The 18281-nt window shown below is 66.1% G+C and carries 17 protein-coding genes; 10 read left to right on the top strand and 7 right to left on the bottom strand.

Annotated features, from left to right (window positions below):
• From QZ609_RS14260 to QZ609_RS14230, 7 genes are all read left to right on the top strand, one after another.
• A partial coding sequence (locus QZ609_RS14260) for a dipeptide ABC transporter ATP-binding protein (RefSeq protein WP_295495857.1) occupies window positions 1–1271 on the top strand: 1271 nt, incomplete at its 5' end.
• Between the two features lie 40 nt (window positions 1272–1311).
• A complete protein-coding gene (gene gsiB, locus QZ609_RS14255) occupies window positions 1312–2865 on the top strand; it encodes a glutathione ABC transporter substrate-binding protein GsiB (RefSeq protein WP_295495856.1) in 1554 nt (517 codons plus the stop codon).
• Window positions 2866–2940: 75 nt separating this feature from the next.
• On the top strand, window positions 2941–3861 hold the full coding sequence (gsiC, locus tag QZ609_RS14250) for a glutathione ABC transporter permease GsiC (RefSeq protein ID WP_295495855.1): 921 nt from the start codon (window positions 2941–2943) through the stop codon (window positions 3859–3861).
• A gap of 10 nt (window positions 3862–3871) precedes the next feature.
• Complete coding sequence (gene gsiD, locus QZ609_RS14245) at window positions 3872–4771, top strand: glutathione ABC transporter permease GsiD (protein WP_295495854.1); 900 nt, start codon at window positions 3872–3874, stop codon at window positions 4769–4771.
• Window position 4772: 1 nt separating this feature from the next.
• The gene (locus QZ609_RS14240) at window positions 4773–5798 is read left to right on the top strand and encodes a P1 family peptidase (RefSeq protein WP_295495853.1); all 1026 of its coding nucleotides are present in this window, start codon (window positions 4773–4775) and stop codon (window positions 5796–5798) included.
• Window positions 5799–5801: 3 nt separating this feature from the next.
• Window positions 5802–6617, top strand: a complete 816-nt coding sequence (locus QZ609_RS14235) for a M55 family metallopeptidase (RefSeq protein WP_295495852.1) — start codon at window positions 5802–5804, stop codon at window positions 6615–6617.
• A gap of 68 nt (window positions 6618–6685) precedes the next feature.
• Window positions 6686–7030 carry a chitin-binding domain-containing protein gene (locus QZ609_RS14230; protein WP_295495851.1) on the top strand — a complete coding sequence of 115 codons (345 nt, stop codon included), beginning with the start codon at window positions 6686–6688 and terminating at the stop codon, window positions 7028–7030.
• A 507-nt stretch (window positions 7031–7537) separates the two neighbouring features.
• Here QZ609_RS14230 and prmB read toward each other — a convergent pair.
• The 7 genes from prmB to dapC are packed head-to-tail and all read right to left on the bottom strand — an operon-like array spanning window position 7538 to window position 13065.
• Entirely contained in the window at window positions 7538–8440 is a 903-nt protein-coding gene (gene prmB / locus QZ609_RS14225; protein WP_295495848.1) for a 50S ribosomal protein L3 N(5)-glutamine methyltransferase, read from the bottom strand.
• A gap of 19 nt (window positions 8441–8459) precedes the next feature.
• Window positions 8460–8978 (bottom strand): class IV adenylate cyclase, encoded by a 519-nt coding sequence (locus QZ609_RS14220; RefSeq protein WP_295495846.1) that lies wholly within the window; start codon window positions 8976–8978, stop codon window positions 8460–8462.
• A gap of 11 nt (window positions 8979–8989) precedes the next feature.
• Complete coding sequence (gene dapE, locus QZ609_RS14215; RefSeq protein WP_295495858.1) at window positions 8990–10141, bottom strand: succinyl-diaminopimelate desuccinylase; 1152 nt, start codon at window positions 10139–10141, stop codon at window positions 8990–8992.
• A gap of 24 nt (window positions 10142–10165) precedes the next feature.
• On the bottom strand, window positions 10166–10522 hold the full coding sequence (locus QZ609_RS14210; RefSeq protein WP_295495843.1) for an arsenate reductase: 357 nt from the start codon (window positions 10520–10522) through the stop codon (window positions 10166–10168).
• 4 nt (window positions 10523–10526) lie between these two features.
• Entirely contained in the window at window positions 10527–10940 is a 414-nt protein-coding gene (locus QZ609_RS14205) for a hypothetical protein (RefSeq protein ID WP_295495840.1), read from the bottom strand.
• A 60-nt stretch (window positions 10941–11000) separates the two neighbouring features.
• Window positions 11001–11828: a 2,3,4,5-tetrahydropyridine-2,6-dicarboxylate N-succinyltransferase gene (gene dapD, locus QZ609_RS14200; protein ID WP_295495838.1), complete on the bottom strand. Its 828-nt coding sequence runs from the start codon at window positions 11826–11828 to the stop codon at window positions 11001–11003.
• A 37-nt stretch (window positions 11829–11865) separates the two neighbouring features.
• Window positions 11866–13065, bottom strand: a complete 1200-nt coding sequence (dapC, locus tag QZ609_RS14195; protein ID WP_295495836.1) for a succinyldiaminopimelate transaminase — start codon at window positions 13063–13065, stop codon at window positions 11866–11868.
• A 130-nt stretch (window positions 13066–13195) separates the two neighbouring features.
• On the opposite strand from dapC, the gene QZ609_RS14190 reads away from it, so the two are divergent.
• From QZ609_RS14190 to smc, 3 genes are all read left to right on the top strand, one after another.
• Window positions 13196–14116 carry a DMT family transporter gene (locus QZ609_RS14190; RefSeq protein WP_295495834.1) on the top strand — a complete coding sequence of 307 codons (921 nt, stop codon included), beginning with the start codon at window positions 13196–13198 and terminating at the stop codon, window positions 14114–14116.
• 35 nt (window positions 14117–14151) lie between these two features.
• On the top strand, window positions 14152–15204 hold the full coding sequence (locus QZ609_RS14185; RefSeq protein WP_295495831.1) for an alpha/beta hydrolase: 1053 nt from the start codon (window positions 14152–14154) through the stop codon (window positions 15202–15204).
• 250 nt (window positions 15205–15454) lie between these two features.
• On the top strand, window positions 15455–18281 hold a 2827-nt coding region (gene smc / locus QZ609_RS14180; protein ID WP_295495828.1), incomplete at its 3' end, for a chromosome segregation protein SMC.

Below are 18281 nucleotides of genomic sequence, written 5' to 3'. Positions count from 1 at the left end.
TGGACGTGACCATCCAGGCGGAAATCCTGCAACTGATCCGCGCGCTGCAGCAGGAGCTGCACATGGCCGTGGTGTTCATCACGCACGACATGGGTGTGGTGGCGGAAGTGGCCGACCGCGTGCTGGTGATGTACAAGGGCGATCGCGTGGAAGAGGGCCCGTCGCAGACGGTGTTTGCGCAGCCGGCGCACCCGTACACGCGCGCGCTGCTCTCCGCCGTGCCGCAGCTCGGCGCGATGCAGGGCACCGACGGCCCGGCGCGCTTCCCGCTGGTGCGCGTGGACGGCACCGGCGTGCCGGTCGATACCACGCCGCAGCCGCAGGCCTCGCACGAGGGTCAGCCGATCCTGCGCGTGCGCGACCTGATCACGCGCTTTGACGTGCCCGCCGGCCTCTTCGGCCGCGTCACGCGCCGGGTGCATGCGGTGGAGCAGGTCAGTTTCGATCTCTACCCGGGTGAGACGTTGGCGCTGGTCGGCGAGTCGGGCTGCGGCAAGTCGACGACGGGACGATCCCTCCTGCGTCTGGTGGAAAGCCAGAGCGGCAGCATCGAATTCGCCGGCCAGAACATCGGCGCGCTGAAGGGCCACGCGCTCCAGACGCTGCGCCGGAACATCCAGTTCATCTTCCAGGACCCGTTCGCCTCGCTGGACCCGCGCGTGCCGGTCGGCTACTCCATCATGGAGCCGCTGCTGGTGCACAAGGTGGCGTCCGGTAAGGAGGCCCAGCAACGCGTGGAGTGGCTGCTCGACAAGGTGGGCCTGCAGGCCGCGCATGCGTCGCGCTACCCGCACGAGTTCTCGGGCGGGCAGCGCCAGCGCATCTGCATTGCGCGCGCACTGGCACTGAACCCGAAGGTGGTGATTGCGGACGAGTCGGTCTCGGCGCTGGACGTGTCGATCCAGGCGCAGATCGTCAACCTGATGCTCGACCTGCAGAAGGAGTTCGGCATCGCCTTCCTGTTCATCTCGCACGACATGGCGGTGGTGGAGCGCATCAGCCACCGCGTGGCAGTGATGTACCTGGGCCAGATCGTCGAGATCGGCCCGCGCCGCGCGATCTTCGAGAACCCGCAGCACCCGTACACGAAGAAGCTGATGTCGGCCGTGCCGATTGCGGACCCGGCGCGCCGCCACCTCAAGCGTGAACTGTCCACGCACGAGATCCCCAGCCCGATCCGCGCCATCGACGATTTGCCGGTGGTGCAGCCCTTGGTGCAAGTGGCGCCAGACCACTTTGTTGCCCGCCATTCCATCGGCGGCGCGTATTGAATGCAGTGAACCTGTCGAACCTTTGATGAGGAGGAAGGAAATGTTCAATCGATTTGCAGTCGGCCCGCGTGCCGCGATGCTCGCCGGCGGCCTTGCGCTGGCCGCATTCACGATGCCCGCGTTTGCCGCCAAGGACGCCGTGATGGCGGTCTACTCGACCTTCACCACGATGGACCCGTACGACGCCAACGACACGCTGTCGTTCAGCGCCGCCAAGTCGTTCTATCAAGGCCTGTTCGGCTTCGACAAGGACATGAAGCTGGTCAATGTGCTGTGCGAAAGCTATGACGTGAGCAAGGACGGCCTGGTCTACACGTTCAAGCTGAAAAAGGGCGTCAAGTTCCACGACGGCACCACGTTCGACGCCACGGCCGTCAAGGCCAACCTGGACCGCGTGACCAACCCGGCCAACAAGCTCAAGCGCTACACGCTGTTCAACCGCGTGGCCAAGACCGAGGTGGTGGATGCGAACACCGCCCGCGTGACGCTCAAGGAGCCGTTCTCGCCGTTCATCAACGTGCTGGCGCACCCGTCGGCGGCGATGATCTCGCCCACCGCGCTGCAGAAGTACGGCAAGGACATCGCCTTCCACCCGGTCGGCACCGGGCCGTTCGAGTTTGTCGAGTGGAAGCAGACCGACTACCTGAAGGGCAAGAAATTCGACGGCTACTGGAAGCATGGCCTGCCGAAGATCGACACCATCACCTGGAAGCCGGTGGTCGACAACAACACCCGCGCCACCGTCATGCAGACGGGCGAGGCTGACTTCGCCTTCAGCATCCCGTTCGAGCAGGCTGCCGTGCTCAAGAGCAGCCCGAAGGTGGACCTGATTGCCGCGCCGTCGATCATCCAGCGCTATGTCACGTTCAACACCCACGTGAAGCCGTTCGACAACCCGAAGGTGCGCCAAGCCATCAACTACGCCATCAACAAGGACGCGCTGACCAAGGTGGCGTTTGCCGGTTACGCCGTGCCGTCCGAGGGCGTGGTGCCGCCGGGCGTGGACTACGCCGTCAAGCTGGGCCCGTGGCCGTACAACCCGGCCAAGGCGCGCGAGCTGCTCAAGGAAGCGGGCTACCCGAACGGCTTCGAGACGCAACTGTGGTCGGCCTACAACCACACCACGGCGCAGAAGATCATCCAGTTCGTGCAGCAGCAGCTGGCGCAGGTCGGCATCAAGGCGCAGGTGCAGGCGCTGGAAGCCGGCCAGCGTGTCGAGAAGGTCGAGAGCGTGCAGAAGCCGGAAGATGCCGGCGTGCGCATGTACTACACGGGCTGGTCGTCGTCGACGGGTGAATCCGACTGGGCCATCCGTCCGCTGCTGGCTTCCGAGGCGATGCCGCCCAAGCAGCTGAACACGGCGTACTACAAGAACGACCAGGTTGATGCCGACATCGCCGGTGCGCTGCGCACGACCGACCGTGCCGAGAAGACCAAGCTCTACACCGACGCGCAGAAGCGCATCTGGGAAGACGCTCCCTGGGTCTTCCTGATCACGGAGAAGATCGTCTACGCGCGTGCCAAGCGCCTGTCGGGTGCCTACGTGGCGCCGGACGGCTCGTTCAGCTTCGACGACATCGACATCAAGCAGTGATGCCTTAACGCTATACCGGCCCGCGCGCGAACGTTGCATGCGGGCCGCCGATTTTTCCGCCTGTGGTGGATTGCCATGCTGAATTACTTCCTCAAACGTGTGCTGGGCGTGATCCCGACGCTGCTGATCGTAGCGGTGCTGGTGTTTATGTTCGTGCACCTGCTGCCGGGTGATCCGGCGCGCCTGGCCGCCGGCGCCGATGCCGACGAAGCCACCGTCGACCTGGTGCGCCGCGACCTGGGCCTGGACAAGCCGATACACGAGCAGTTCGTGCACTTCTTCGCCAATGCCGTGCGCGGCGAGTTCGGCAACTCGATCCGGACCAAGCGCCCGGTGAGCGAAGAGATCGGCGACCGCTTCCTGCCCACGCTCAACCTGACGATTGCCAGCATGGTGTGGGCCGTCATCTTTGGCATGGCGATCGGCATCGTGTCGGCCGTGTGGCGCAACAAGTGGCCGGATCGCCTGGGTATGACGCTGGCAGTGTCGGGCATCTCGTTCCCTGCTTTCGCGCTCGGCATGCTCTTGATGGAAGTGTTTTCCGTGCAGCTAGGCTGGCTGCCCTCCATCGGCGCCGACAGCTGGAAGCACTACATCCTGCCCTCGATCACGCTGGGCGCCGCCGTGGCCGCCGTGATGGCGCGCTTCACGCGAGCGTCGTTCGTCGAGGTGCTGCAGGAAGATTTCGTGCGCACGGCCCGCGCCAAGGGCGTGCGCGAGACGGTGGTGGTCATCAAGCATTGCCTGCGCAACGCGATGATCCCCGTCGTGACCATGATGGGCCTGCAGTTTGGCTTCCTGCTGGGCGGCTCGATCGTGGTGGAGAAGGTGTTCAACTGGCCGGGCCTCGGGCGCCTGCTGGTGGATGCGGTGGAGATGCGCGACTACCCGGTCATCCAGGCCGAGGTGCTGCTGTTCTCGCTGGAGTTCATCCTGATCAACCTGGTGGTGGACGTGCTGTACACCGTGATCAACCCGACCATCCGCTACAAATAAGGAGGCCACCATGACGCAGGCATCCACTCCGGCGGTCGTCCCGCAAGCCGCCACCGAACCGGTCCGCACGCCCTGGAGCGAGTTCTGGCGCAAGTTCCGCAAGCAGCATCTGGCGCTGGGCGCGGGTGCGTTCGTGATCGGGCTGGTGCTGGTGGCGATCCTCGCCCCGCACCTCGTGCCGTTCGATCCGGAAAACTATTTCGACTACGACGCGCTCAACGCCGGGCCGTCCGCGCAGCACTGGTTCGGCGTCGATTCGCTCGGCCGCGACATCTTCAGCCGCATCGTGATGGGCACGCGCATCTCGCTGGAGGCGGGCTTCTTCTCCGTCATCATCGGCGCCATCATCGGCACGGTGCTCGGCCTGCTGGCCGGCTACTACGAAGGCTGGTGGGACCGCATCGTCATGCGCATCTGCGACGTGCTGTTCGCCTTCCCCGGCATCCTGCTGGCGATCGGCATCGTGGCCATCCTGGGCAGCGGCATGTCCAACGTGATCTTTGCCGTGGCGGTGTTCAGCATCCCGGCCTTCGCGCGGCTGGTGCGCGGCAATACGCTGATGCTCAAGCACCTGACCTATGTCGAGGCCGCCCGCAGCATCGGCGCGTCGGACTGGACCATCATCATGCGGCACATCCTGCCGGGCACGATCTCGTCCATCGTCGTGTACTTCTCGATGCGGATCGGCACCTCGATCATCACGGCGGCCAGCCTGTCCTTCTTGGGCCTGGGCGCGCAGCCGCCCACGCCGGAGTGGGGCGCCATGCTCAACGAAGCGCGCGCCGACATGGTGACGGCGCCGCACGTGGCGATCTTCCCGAGCCTGGCCATCTTCCTGACGGTGCTCGCGTTCAACCTGCTGGGCGACGGCCTGCGCGACGCGCTGGACCCGAAGATCGACCGCCGTTGAGATGAGCATGGACGTTCCGAGTATCGGCACGCTGCCGGCGGGGCCGCGCAACAGCATTACCGATGTGGCCGGCGTGACAGTCGGCCACGCCACGCTGGCCGGCGGCGATCTCCAGACCGGCGTGACCGTGGTGCGCCCGCATGCTGGCGACCCGTTTCTCGACAAGGTGCCGGCCGCCTGCGCCGTCATCAACGGCTTCGGCAAGAGCGTCGGGCTGGTGCAGGTGGAGGAACTCGGCGTGCTGGAAACGCCGATCGCGCTGACCAACACCTTTGCCGTTGGCGCGGTGGCGCAGGCGCAGATCCTTCAGGCTGTCGAGGCCAATCCGCAGATCGGCCGCCAATGGTCGACCGTCAACCCGCTCGTGTTCGAGTGCAACGACGGCTACCTGAACGACCTGCAGGCGTTTGCCGTGGGCGACGTGCACTACAACGCGGCCTACGCGGCTGCAGGTGCGGACGTCGCGCAAGGGGCCATCGGCGCCGGGCGCGGCATGTCGTCGTTCGGCGTGAAGGGCGGCATCGGTTCGGCCTCGCGCGTGGTGACGTTGGCCGATGGCGCGCAGCGGACCGTTGGCGCGCTGGTGCTGTCCAACTTTGGCGTGACGGCAAACCTGACACTTGCCGGCAAGCACGTCGGCCCGGCACTCGCCCGTGCGCTGGCTGCGGCAGTGGCTGAGCCAGAGAAGGGCTCGATCATCATGGTGCTGGCCACCGATGCGCCGCTGGATGCGCGCCAACTGCGCCGCCTTGCGCTGCGCGCGGGGGCGGGCCTGGCGCGTACCGGCTCGGTGTACGGCCACGGCAGCGGCGACATCGCGCTGGCGTTCTCCACCGCTTACACCGTGCCGCACCTCGGCACGCGGCCGATGCCGGCCGTCGCCATGACGCACGAGGCGCACCTCGATCCGCTGTTCCAGGCAGCAGCCGACAGCGTCGAGCAAGCCATCGTCCACGCACTCTTCCACGCCGAAACCGTAACGGGCCGCGACGGTCACGTCCGCCGCGCCCTGACTGAACTGCTGTAACCCATGCGCATCCTGATCTCCGCCGACATCGAAGGCGTCGCCAACGTCTTCCACCCTGAACAGACCCGCGCCGGCAACGGCGAATACGAACGCGCCCGCCGCTGGATGACCGCCGAGGCCGACGCCGCCGTGCGCGGTGCCTTCGAGGGCGGCGCCACCGAAGTCATCGTCAACGATTCGCACGGCGGCTTCCGTAATCTCGTGCCGGACTGGATGGATTCGCGCGCGCGTTTCGTGCTCGGCAAGCCGCGCTACCTCGGCATGATGGCCGGCATCGATGGCTGCGACGCCGTCTGCATGATCGGCTACCACGCGCGCGCCGGCAGCCGGGGCACGCTGGCGCATACCATCAACAGCTTCGCGTTCACGCGGGTGTGGCTCAACGAGCAGGAGCTGGGCGAGGCGGGCATCTACGGTGCGCTGGCCGGCGAGCGCGGGGTGCCGGTGGCCGTGGCCAGCGGCGATGACGTGTTCGTCAAGGAAACCCTGCCGCTGCTGCCGCACACCACCTTCGTGGAGACCAAGCAGGCCGAGGGCATGAACGCGGGGATGTCGCTGTCGTCGGAGAAGTCGTGCGACGCGATCCTGGCGGCGGTGCGTTCGGCGGTGCAGCGCGGGCACTTCGGCATGCCGTTGCGCATCCAGCCGCCCATCGTCTGCCGCGTGCAGACGCAGACGCCGGCACTGGCCGACCTGTTCTGCCAATGGCCGGCCCTGGAGCGCGTGGACGGCACCATGCTGCGCTTTGCCGCCGATTCGGTCGAGCATGCCGTGCGCATGCTCAACAGCCTCTCGGCCATGTCGTTCATGCTGCGCTGAAAGGAAGCATTGCGGGCGGACCTTGGCGGCGTCAAACTTCGGGCATGAAGTTCTCGAAGGAGATTGCCATGACCCGAGCGCTCACGCTCAGCACGCTGCTGTGTGCGCTTGCGCTGACGGCATGCGAGCGCCACCCGTCCAGCCCGCCATCACCCCAGGTCGCGCAAGCCGCTGAACAACTGGCCAAGGCCGCCGCTGGTTTCAAATGCCCGGCAGCGTCCGGCCGCTACCTCGTTGACGACGGCACCAATCGTGGCCCCAACCAGCCCGTGCGGACCAACTGCACGCGCGCCTACGCCACCTGCGATGCCCAGTCGCAAGCCACGCTGGACCACTGTCCGAGCGGCCAGGTGTTCGATAAGCGGTTCTCCCTCTGCGTCGTGAAAGACGCTTGTGACGAGGTTGCGCCTTAGCGCAAAGCCTCAACCTCCACGCGCAACGGTTTGGGCTGCGCAATCCGAGCGTCGGGCTCTGCACGCCGAGGTTAACGCCTTGCGCGCACAGCTTTGCGCTTTGCGGTTGGAGCCCGAAAGCTTGCGTTGTTGAGCCTCTGGGCGTTGCCGTCGGAGGTTTGGGGCTTGCGCGCAAAGCTCGGCGCTTTGCGATTGGAGCTAAAAGCTTTGCGATTGGAGCCTTGGGGCTTTGCGGCCAGAGCTTTGCGCTTTGCGATGGCAGCTCGGAGATTTGCGACTGGAGCTTGCGGGCTTTGAAGCCGGCGCTTTGCGCCTTGCGCGCACAGCTTTGCGCTTTGCGATTGCAGCTCGCAGGCGTGCGTTTGGAGCTTCAGGGCTTTGCGGCTGGAGGTTGGGGCCTTGCGCGCAAAGCCCGGAGCTTTGTGCATGCAGCCACAAGGCCCGCGTTCCGGGCCTCGGGCTTTGCGCGTGGAGGTCGGTCCCTCACGCGCGGCGCTTCTCGCGCCGTTACAGCGCCTCGCGGGTGACCAGGAACACCTGGTCTTCGCCCGCGCTGGTCGGCAACCAGATCAGGTCGAGGTCGGGGAAGGCCGCTTCGACGTTCTCGCGCTCGTTGCCGATCTCCACCACCAGCACGCCGTGCGGCTTCAGGTGGCGCGGCGCGTCGGCCAGGATGCGGCGCACGATGTCCATGCCGTCGTTGCCGCCGGCCAGGGCCATGCGCGGCTCGGCGCGGTACTCGGGCGGCAGCGCCTGCATCGAGGTTTCGTTCACGTACGGCGGGTTGGTCAGGATCACGTCGTAGTGCACGCCCGGCGGCAGCGGGGCATACAGATCGCCTTCGTGCAGGCGGATGCGGTCTTCCAGGCGGTAGTCGTCGACGTTGCGATTGGCCACCACCAGCGCGTCGGGCGACAGGTCCACCGCGTCGATGCTCGCGTTCGGCCATTGCAGCGCGGCCAGGATCGCCAGGCAGCCGGAGCCGGTGCACAGTTCCAGCACGTCGGTCGGGCCGTCTTCCTGGTCGATCCACGGCTCCAGGCCTTCTTCCAGCAATTCGCCGATGAAGCTGCGCGGCACGATCACGCGCTCGTCCACGTAGAAGCGCATGCCGTGCATGAACGCCTCGTGCGTGAGGTAGGCGGCGGGCACGCGGTCGACCGTGCGGCGCTCGATCACCTGCAGCACGGCGGCCACCTCTTCGGGCAGCAGGCGCGCGTCGAGGAAGGGCTCCAGCGTGTCGATCGGCAGGTGCAGCGTGTGCAGGATCAGGTAGGCGGCTTCGTCGTAGGCGTTCTCGCTGCCGTGGCCGAAGACCACGCTGGCGGCGGTGAAGCGCGAGACGGCGTAGCGCAGCAGGTCGCGCACCGTGGTGAAGGGGTGGGAGGCGGGCAGGGTGTGGGTGGTCATGTTTTCGGTGGGATGTGGCTCAACGTTGTTGGGCGGCCAGCAGGTCGACGTAGGCGACGTCGAGCAGGTCGGTCTCGGCAATGCCGAGGGCTTGCATCAGTGCGTGGGCGATCTTCACGCCGTCGTCTTCGGATTGGTCATCGCGCAGCACGACTTCGAGTTCGACGAAATCGCCGAGGTCTTGCACGGCATCGACGTGGATGCGCGTCTGGCCCGCGAGGTAGAGCTGGCGCGTTTTGATGACGCGGCCGGCGATCCCCATGGCAGCGGCCAGCGTGTCGCGCAGCGCATCGGGCGCGGCGGTCGGCACGATGTGGTAGTTCGACACGCGCGGGCCGGCGCTGTTGGCGCGGAAGTAGTGGATCAGCTCGCCGCGCTCGGGCGAGAACTGCCGCAGCTTCAGGCGCCCGTTCGCGCAGGCGAAGAAGGTGTCGTCCTGGTCGATGCGCTGCGGACCGGACTCGGCAATGGCGGCGGCGCGGGCGACCAGCGCCGCCACGTCGCGCACACGCGCCTTGATCTCTACGTTGCGGGCCATGCGGAGCAGCCTCAGGCGACCAGCGTTTCCAACACGCGGCGATACACGTTCTTCAGCGGCTCGATGAAGGCCACCTCGACGTGCTCGTCGATCTTGTGGATGCTCGCGTTCGGCGGGCCGAACTCGATCACCTGCGGGCACAGCTTGGCGATGAAGCGGCCGTCGGAGGTGCCGCCCGTGGTCGACAGCTCGGTGGCGACGCCGCACTCGGCCTGGATGGCGGAGGACAGGGCGGCCGACAGGTCGCCGCGCTCGGTCAGGAAGGGCTCGCCGCCCAGCGTCCAGTCGAGCGCGTAGTCGAGGCCGTGCGCGTCGAGGATGGCTTGCACGCGGGCCTTCAGGCCATCGGGCGTGCTGGCCGTCGAGAAGCGGAAGTTGAAGTCGATGGTGACGTGGCCGGGGATCACGTTGGTCGCGCCCGTGCCGCCGTGGATGTTCGACATCTGCCACGTGGTCGGCGGGAAGTATTCGTTGCCGTCGTCCCACTTGGCGGCGGCCAGTTCGGACAGGGCCGGCGCGGCCAGGTGGATCGGGTTCTTGGCCAGGTGCGGATAGGCGATGTGGCCCTGCACGCCGTTGACGGTGAGCTTGCCCGACAGCGAGCCGCGCCGCCCGTTCTTGACCATGTCGCCGAGCGTCGACACCGAGGTCGGCTCACCCACCACGCAGTAGTCCAGGCGCTCGCCGCGTGCGCGCAGCAGGTCGCACACCTTGACGGTGCCGTCGTGCGCTGGGCCTTCCTCGTCGCTGGTGATCAGGAAGCCGATCGAGCCGGCGTGGTCCGGGTGCTTGGCGATGAATTCTTCCGATGCGACCACGAAGCCGGCGATCGACGTCTTCATGTCGGCGGCGCCGCGGCCGTAGAGTTTGCCGTCGCGGTGGGTGGGCTCGAACGGGTCGGAGTGCCATTGTTCGAGCGGGCCGGTCGGCACCACGTCGGTGTGGCCGGCGAAGACGAGCAACTTGCCGTCGGTGCCCGCGCGGCCGCGCTTGACGGCCCACAGGTTGGTCACGCGGAAGTGGTCCGGGCCGCTGACCACGGTTTCGCAGGCAAAGCCGGCGGCGGTCAGGCGTTCGATCAGCACGTCCTGGCAGCCCTTGTCTTCGGGCGTGACGGAGCGGCGGCGGATCAGGTCTTCAGTGAGGGCAAGCGTGGGCGACATGGTAGTCACGGTGTGTCGTTGTAGTTAGAACAGGGCAGCGTATTGGTCCACCGAGAAGCCGACGTTGACGTCGCCGGCATGCACCAGCACCGGCCGCTTGATCAGCGACGGATTGGCCTGCATCAGCGCGATGGCGCCGGCTTCGTCTTCGGCTTTCGTCTTGTCGGCATCCGACAACGCGCGCCACGTGGTGCCCTTGCGGTTGAGCAGCGTGGCCAGCGGCACATGCTTGAGCCAGCCGGCCAGCATGTCGGCGCTCACGCCCTGTTTCTTGAAATCGTGGAAGGTGTAGGCGACGCCGTTCGATTCGAGCCACGTGCGGGCCTTCTTGACGGTGTCGCAGTTGGGGATGCCGTGCAGTACGGCTTGGGATGCGGTCATGATGTCAGTGCCTGAGAGCTTGCTGGGCGAAGACGAGGGCGGCGACGGCCAGCACAAAGCCGGCAAAGGCCAGCCACGTCATGCGCTTGAAGCGGCGTTCGAGCCGCGCGGCTTCGTCGCGCAGGGCGTCGATGGTGATGGCGTGCTGCTCGGCCAGCAGCTTGACGGCTTCGGCCTGTTGCAGGATGGCGCTTTCCAGCTCGGCAATCCGGGTATTCGGATCGGGCGGTGCGCCTTCCGCACGCGCGGGTTCAGCGCCGGCCTTTTTGCGGTTCTTGAACTTGTCGATGGTCTTGTTCGCCTGCTCCAGGATGGTGGGCAGCAATGACAAGACGGTACCGATGGTATTCGGATCAAGACCCATGATGCGTTGGCGCAGCTTGCCGAAGCGGGTGCCGGCGGCGTTCGGTTCGGACATCGCTGCGCGCTGGTTGGTTGGCGTGCCGGTGAGACTACACGACACGCCCACCGTTCCTGCTTAGTCGCCGCGCAGCAGCTCGTTGAGGCCAACCTTGGCGCGCGTCTTGGCGTCGACCTTCTTGACGATCACGGCGCAGTACAGGCTGTGCGTGCCGTCCTTCGAGGGCAGGTTGCCCGCCACCACCACCGAGCCCGCCGGGATGCGGCCGTAGCTGACTTCACCGGTTTCGCGGTCGTAGATCTTGGTCGACTGGCCCAGGTACACGCCCATCGAGATCACCGAGTTTTCCTCAACGATCACGCCTTCCACCACTTCCGAGCGCGCACCGATGAAGCAGTTGTCTTCGATGATGACCGGGTTGGCCTGCAGCGGCTCCAGCACGCCACCGATGCCCACGCCGCCCGACAGGTGGACGTTCTTGCCGATCTGCGCGCACGAACCGACGGTGGCCCAGGTGTCGACCATGGTGCCTTCGTCCACGTAGGCGCCGATGTTGACGTAGGAGGGCATCAGCACGGCGTTCTTGGCGATGAACGAGCCACGGCGCGCCACGGCCGGCGGCACCACGCGGAAGCCGCCCTTGGCAAAGTCTTCCGCCGTGTAGCTGGCGAACTTGCTCGGCACCTTGTCGTAGAACTGCGTGAAGCCGCCGGCGGGCATCGGCGTGTTGTCTTCCAGGCGGAACGACAGCAGCACGGCCTTCTTGATCCACTGGTTGACGGTCCACTCACCGTCCTTCTTCTCGGCCACGCGCAGCGCGCCCTGATCGAGCTGGCCGATCACGTTGGCGACAGCGTCACGGACGTCGGCCGGAGCGGCCTTGGGCGACAGGTTGGCGCGGTCTTCCCACGCTTGTTCGATCAGGGATTGCAGTTGTTGCGTCATGGTCTTGTTGGCTCTCGGAGAGGAAACAGAAAGGGGATCAGCGTTGCTGGCAGAACTCGACGATGCGGCGCGCGCCTTCCAGGCATTCGTCCACGCCGGCCACCAGCGCGATGCGCACGTAGTCCTGGCCTGGGTTCGTGCCGTGCGCCTCGCGGGCGAGGTAGCTGCCCGGCAGCACGGCGACGTTCTTGGCGGCGAGCAACTGGCGCGCGAACTCGGTGTCCGACAGGCCCGTGCGTTTGACGTTGGCCCACAGGTAGAAGGCCGCGTCGGGCAGGGCCACGTCCAGCACCTCGGCCAGCATCGGCGTGACGGACTGGAACTTCTTGACGTACTGCGCACGGTTGTCGCGCACGTGGGTCTCGTCGTTCCACGCGGCGATGCTAGCGGATTGCACCGCCGGGTTCATCGCGCTGCCGTGATACGTGCGATACAACAGATACGCCTTCAGCAGTTTGGCGTCTCCCGCCACGAAGCCGGAGCGCATGCCCGGCACGTTGGAGCGCTTGGACAGGCTGGAGAACATCACCAGGCGCTCGAAGCCACGGCCGAGTTGCTGCGCGGCCTGCAGCGCGCCCAGCGGCGGGTTGGCCTCGTCGAAATAGATTTCGGAATAGCACTCGTCCGAGGCAATCACGAAGCCGTATTCGTCCGACAGCGCGAAGAGCTGCTTCCAGTCTTCCAGCGTGAGCACGGCGCCGGTCGGGTTGCCGGGGCTGCACACGAAGACGAGCTGCACGTTGCGCCACTCTTCCGGCGTGATGGCGTCGTAATCGGGCGCGAAGTTGCGCGCGGGGTTGCTGTTGGCAAACAGCGGCTGCGCGCCGGCCAGCAGGGCCGAGCCCTCGTAGATCTGGTAGAACGGGTTCGGGCACAGCACGCGCGCGCCGGGCTTGCTGCCGTCGATCACGGTCTGGGCGAAGGAGAACAGCGCCTCGCGCGAGCCGTTGACAGGGATGACCTCGGTGGCCGGGTCGACTTTCGGCAGGCCGTAGCGGCGCTCCAGCCACGCGGCGATGCACTGTCGCAGTGCATCGGAGCCGAGGGTCGTGGGATAATTCGCCAGCCCGCCGAGCGCGGCCGTCAGCGCGTCTTTCACCAGGGCCGGTGTCGGGTGCTTGGGCTCGCCGATGCCGAAGCTGATCGGCGTGTGCGCGGGGCTCGGCGTCACGTCCTTGACGAGCGCTTTCAGTTTCTCGAACGGATACGGCTGCAGGGCGGACAGGCGCGGATTCACGGTACTGGGGCGGTTGGGTAGGCAAGCGTGGCGCTTGGCGGGAAGCCCTGAATTATACGGTCAACGTTTGTCGACCTTCTCATCACCTTGCTGGACGCGGCGGCTTTTTCCGCCGTTTTTTGTTGGTCACATGACATCGATTGCTTCCCCGGCGGACACCGCCGCCCACCACGAGCCGCAATGGTCGGCCGCGCTGTTCATCCTGCTGGGTGCCTCGGTCTGGGGGATTGCCTGGTATCCGTACCGCCTGTTGGCCGACTGGGGGCTGGGCGGCATGTTGGCCTCGACAATGACCGGCGCGGCGGCGGCCGTGCTGGCGGCCGTGGTGCTGCGTCGGCACTTCAGCACATTCCAGTGGTCGTGGCTGATTCCGGCGCTCGGGCTGGCGGCGGGCATTACCAATGCCGGCTTTGTCTGGGGCACGGTGCACGGCACGGTCATGCGTGTGCTGCTGCTGTTCTATCTGACGCCGGTGTGGACGGCATTGCTGGCGCGCCTGTGGCTGTACGAGCGGCTCGGGTGGCGCGGCGGTGTGTTGCTGGCGCTTGCCTTGGCGGGCGCGGTGCTGATGCTGTGGTCGGGCCAGGCGGGCACACCCTGGCCGGGCTCGGCAGCGGAATGGGCGGGGCTGATTGCCGGGTTGGCGTTCGCGTGCAACAACGTGCTCTCGCGCCTGGCCGGACAGCGCCATCCGACCATGCGGCCGGAAATGCGAACGGTGGTCGTCTTTACCGGCTGTGCGCTGGTGGGCTTGCCGGCCGCGATCGTATTCGACGGTGTGCAGGCGATGCCGGCAGCCATGACGCAGACGAACACCTGGGCGCTGCTGCTCGCCATGGCCTGCGTGCTCGTGGGCGGCAACGCCTTGGTGCAGCGCGGTTTGCAGCGGCTGCCGGCCAACCGCGCCGCGCTGCTGATGCTGTTCGAGATTGTGGTGGCGGCGGCGTCGTCGGCGCTGCTGACGGCGGAGCGGCTGTCGGCGCAGGAGATGGTGGGCGGTGCCTGCATCATCCTGGCCGGCGCGTTGTCCGGGCTGGTGCGGCGCAAATAAGACGCGCATCGGCGTCCCGGCCCAAACAAGGAGTCATGCAGTTGTTGCTTCGTTCGATTTCCATTGTGCTGGCTGCCGCCGTGGCATTGGCAGCCGGCGCCGCCCGTGCCGCGACGGCCGAGAGCGGCCCGGCATATGGCCCCCGGCTCGAAGGCTTCGACTACCCGGCACCGGTCAAGCTCTTCAAGTTCGAATCCCAGGGCAACGCGCTGGAGATGGCCTACCTGGACGTGCCGCCCGCGCAGCCCAACGGCCAGGTGGCGGTGCTGCTGCACGGCAAGAATTTCTGCGCGGCCACGTGGGAGGGCACCATCCAGGCGCTGACAGGCGCTGGCTACCGCGTGATCGCGCCGGACCAGATCGGCTTTTGCAAATCGAGCAAACCGCGCGCGTACCAATATTCGTTCCAGCAACTGGCCGGCAACACGCATGCGCTGCTGGCGTCGCTCGGCATCCAGCAGGCCATCGTGATCGGCCATTCGACCGGCGGCATGCTGGCCACGCGCTATGCGCTGATGTATCCGCACGAGGTGTCGCGGCTGGTGATGATCAACCCGATCGGCCTGGAAGACTGGAAGGCCAAGGGCGTGCCGCCGATGACGGTCGACCAGTGGTTCGCACGCGAGCAGCAGACCTCGGCCGAACGTATCCGTGCCTATGAGCAATCCACCTATTACGCCGGCCAGTGGCGTGCCGATTACGAGCCCTGGGTGCAGATGCTGGCTGGCATGTATCGCGGCCCGGGGCGCGACCTGGTGGCGTGGAACTCGGCGCTGCTGTACGACATGATCTACACCCAGCCGGTCGTCTATGAATTCGGCCAACTGCGCCCCTGGACGCTGCTGCTGATCGGCCAGAAAGACACCACCGCCATCGCCAAGGACATTGCGCCGCCGGAAGTGCGGGCGCAGCTTGGTAACTATCCGGAACTGGGGCGAGCGACGGTGAAGGCAATCCCGCGCGCAACGCTGGTGGAGCTTCCCGACGCGGGCCACGCGCCACAGATTCAGGACCCCGCTGCGCTGCACAAAGCCTTGCTGGAATGGCTGGCCAGCCCGGAACCCTCGCGCACCCGTCGCCCCGACTGAACGCAGCCATCCAGATGGTGGAATTGCTTACAAATCCGCAGCAATTCAGCGCCGGGTGCCGCCAATTTCGTCGATTTTTGTAGCGATTTGGTTGGCGGGGGCCCAGGTGCCGGATGGTATGATGACGCCATCCGCGCCCCAGCGCGCGCCTTGCAATCCCGGGCCCGTGCGGTATCCGGGTGATTGCGACGGCGCATGTCTCGGGCGCTCGCTCCATCCTTCTTAGTGATCCCTTCGAGACGACCTCAACGTGCGCCTCTCTTCGATCAAGCTCGCAGGCTTCAAATCTTTCGTCGATCCGACCAATTTCCACGTACCGGGCCAGCTCGTCGGCATCGTCGGCCCGAACGGTTGCGGTAAATCCAACATCATCGACGCCGTGCGCTGGGTGCTCGGCGAATCACGCGCCGCGGAACTCCGTGGCGAATCGATGCAGGACGTCATCTTCAACGGCTCCACCCAGCGCAAGCCGTCCGGCCGCGCCAGCGTCGAACTCGTGTTCGACAACGCCGAAGGCCGTGCCGCCGGCCAGTGGAGCCAGTACGCCGAAGTGGCGGTAAAGCGCGTCTTGAGCCGCGACGGCACATCGTCGTACTTCATCAACAACCAGGCGGTGCGCCGCCGCGACATCCAGGACATCTTCCTCGGCACGGGCCTCGGGCCGCGCGCCTACGCCATCATCGGGCAGGGGATGATCTCGCGCATCATCGAGGCCAAGCCCGATGACATGCGGATCTTCCTGGAAGAGGCAGCAGGCGTATCCAAGTACAAGGAACGCCGCCGCGAGACCGAAAACCGTCTGTCCGACACGCGCGAGAACCTCACACGCGTGGAAGACATCCTGCGCGAACTCGGCACCAACCTCGAAAAGCTCGAAGGCCAGGCCGAAGTCGCGCAGCGCTTCCAGTCCCTGCAGGCCGACGGTGAAGAGAAGCAGCATCTGCTGTGGCTGCTGCGCAAGCGCGAGGCGCAAGGGGAGCAGGAACGCCACCAGCGCGCCATCGAGCAGGCGCAGATCGACCTCGAAGCGCAGACCGCGCAGCTTCGCCATATCGAAGCCGAGCTGGAAACCATGCGCGCCGCGCACTACGCGTCGTCCGATGCGATGCACGCCGCGCAGGGCGCGCTGTACGAGGCCAACGCCGAAGTCAGCCGCCTGGAAGCCGAGATCCGCTACGTGGTGGAATCGCGCAACCGCATCCAGCAGCAGATCGCCACGCTGACCGCGCAGCAGGACCAATGGCACACGCAGGGCGAGCAGGCCCACGCCGACCTGGCAGCCGCCGAAGAAGAGCTCGCCATGGCCGAGGAGCGTGCCGCGCAGGCCGCCGAGGAAGTCGCCCGCAAGTCCGACGAACTGCCGGGCATGGAAGGCCAATGGCGCGACGCGCAGACCACGCTCAACGACCAGCGCGCCGCCATCCTGCAATCGGAGCAGGCGCTCAAGCTCGAAGCCGCGCACCAGCGCAATGCTGACCAGGCCCTGCAGCAACTGGACCAGCGCCGCGAACGCCTGACGCAAGAAGCCGGTGGCCTCGACAAGCCCGACGACGTGCAGCTCGAAACGCTGCGCGCCGAACTGGCCGAGCAGGAAGAGGTCCTGGCCGAAGCGCAAGCCTCGCTGGAAGACGCCGAAACCCAACTGCCGCAGCTCGACGACGCGCGCCGTGCCGCGCAGGACCGTGTGCAGTCCGAAGCCGCCGCCATCGCCAACCTGGAAGCGCGCCTCGCCGCGCTCAAGCAGTTGCAGGAGAACGTGCAGACCGACGGCAAGGTCCAGCCGTGGCTCGCCAAGCACGAGTTGAGCGAACTGCCGCGCGTCTGGAAGAAGCTGCAGATCGAGCAGGGCTGGGAGCCGGCGCTGGAATCGGTGCTGCGCGAGAAGCTGTCCGCGCTGGAGGTCTCCAACCTCGACTGGATCAAGGCCTTTGCCGCCGATGCACCGCCGGCCAAGCTGGCGTTCTATGCGCCGCCGCCGGCCGCACGACCGGTCGAGGCACCGGCGGGGCTGCGTCCGCTGATGTCGCTGGTGCAGGTGACCGAGCCCGGCATTCGCGCCGTGCTGCAGGACTGGCTGGCCGATGTGTATATCGCCGACGACATGCAGGCTGCGCTCACCGCGCGCCAGACGCTGCCCGAGGGCGGTACGTTCGTGGTCAAGGCCGGGCACCTGATCGGCCGCTCGTCGGTGCAGCTGTACGCGCCCGATTCCGAGCAGGACGGCATGCTGGTAGTCGATAGCGCTGGTAAGGTTGACCCTCTGGACCACCACTTCGCCCGCCGTTGGAAGGTCCCCGAAACCGGCAATACCATTCCCATTAATCAGCGCTTCGCACGCATGTGGAAGATTCCGCAAAATATCGTCGAACGATTGATCAAAGAGAATGCCCTGCGCAACGCCCTGGCTCGCCAGGAGTTCGTGGTGCATTACCAGCCCCTGGCAGACGTGGATACCAGCCAGATCGTGGGCATGGAGGCCTTGGTGCGCTGGCAACATCCGGATCGCGGACTCGTCTGGCCAGATGAGTTTATCCCCTTGGCGGAAGAGACCGGCCTCATCGTCTCGCTTGGCGAATGGGTGCTGCGCGGCGCTTCTGCTCAGAACAAATCCTGGCAGAATGCCGGCCTTCCCCCTCTTCGCATGGCGGTGAACCTGTCGGCGCGCCAGTTCAAGGAGCCAAGCCTGGTTCAATCGATAGCTAACACGCTGAAGGAAACCTCTCTGGATCCTCGCTGGCTGGAACTGGAGATCACTGAGGGAATTGCCATGCAGAACGCTGACTTTACCATTGGGATACTGCGTGATTTGGTTGAGATGGGTATCCGTATTTCGATAGATGATTTCGGTTCCGGCTACTCCTCCCTGGGCTATCTCAACAGATTCCCCATACATAGCCTCAAGATTGACCGCTCCTTTATCGCCGGCGTCACCCATGACAAGAAGGATGCGGCGATAGTCAGCGCCATTATCGCCATGGCGCATAGCCTGAGCCTCGAAGTCGTGGCTGAGGGCGTGCAGACTGAAGATCAGCTCGCCTTCTTAAGAGAACGGCACTGTGATCGGGTTCAGGGCTTTC

Origin of the sequence: uncultured Ralstonia sp., assembly GCA_913056305.1 — a bacterium.
Taxonomy (GTDB): Bacteria; Pseudomonadota; Gammaproteobacteria; order Burkholderiales; family Burkholderiaceae; genus Ralstonia.
The sequence above is the reverse complement of the archived record's forward strand: the minus strand, read 5'-3'. Positions and strand labels throughout refer to the sequence as shown.

Excerpts from the sequence above, each read along its gene's own strand:
- QZ609_RS14210 (WP_295495843.1), bottom strand. The coding sequence starts at position 10,522 with ATGACCGCATCCCAAGCCGTACTGCACGGCATCCCCAACTGCGACACC.
- QZ609_RS14220 (WP_295495846.1), bottom strand. The coding sequence starts at position 8,978 with ATGGCCCGCAACGTAGAGATCAAGGCGCGTGTGCGCGACGTGGCGGCG.
- gsiB (WP_295495856.1), top strand. The coding sequence starts at position 1,312 with ATGTTCAATCGATTTGCAGTCGGCCCGCGTGCCGCGATGCTCGCCGGC.
- QZ609_RS14190 (WP_295495834.1), top strand. The coding sequence starts at position 13,196 with ATGACATCGATTGCTTCCCCGGCGGACACCGCCGCCCACCACGAGCCG.
- QZ609_RS14230 (WP_295495851.1), top strand. The coding sequence starts at position 6,686 with ATGACCCGAGCGCTCACGCTCAGCACGCTGCTGTGTGCGCTTGCGCTG.
- QZ609_RS14240 (WP_295495853.1), top strand. The coding sequence starts at position 4,773 with ATGAGCATGGACGTTCCGAGTATCGGCACGCTGCCGGCGGGGCCGCGC.
- QZ609_RS14235 (WP_295495852.1), top strand. The coding sequence starts at position 5,802 with ATGCGCATCCTGATCTCCGCCGACATCGAAGGCGTCGCCAACGTCTTC.
- dapD (WP_295495838.1), bottom strand. The coding sequence starts at position 11,828 with ATGACGCAACAACTGCAATCCCTGATCGAACAAGCGTGGGAAGACCGC.
- QZ609_RS14205 (WP_295495840.1), bottom strand. The coding sequence starts at position 10,940 with ATGTCCGAACCGAACGCCGCCGGCACCCGCTTCGGCAAGCTGCGCCAA.
- prmB (WP_295495848.1), bottom strand. The coding sequence starts at position 8,440 with ATGACCACCCACACCCTGCCCGCCTCCCACCCCTTCACCACGGTGCGC.
- QZ609_RS14185 (WP_295495831.1), top strand. The coding sequence starts at position 14,152 with ATGCAGTTGTTGCTTCGTTCGATTTCCATTGTGCTGGCTGCCGCCGTG.
- dapE (WP_295495858.1), bottom strand. The coding sequence starts at position 10,141 with ATGTCGCCCACGCTTGCCCTCACTGAAGACCTGATCCGCCGCCGCTCC.
- gsiC (WP_295495855.1), top strand. The coding sequence starts at position 2,941 with ATGCTGAATTACTTCCTCAAACGTGTGCTGGGCGTGATCCCGACGCTG.
- gsiD (WP_295495854.1), top strand. The coding sequence starts at position 3,872 with ATGACGCAGGCATCCACTCCGGCGGTCGTCCCGCAAGCCGCCACCGAA.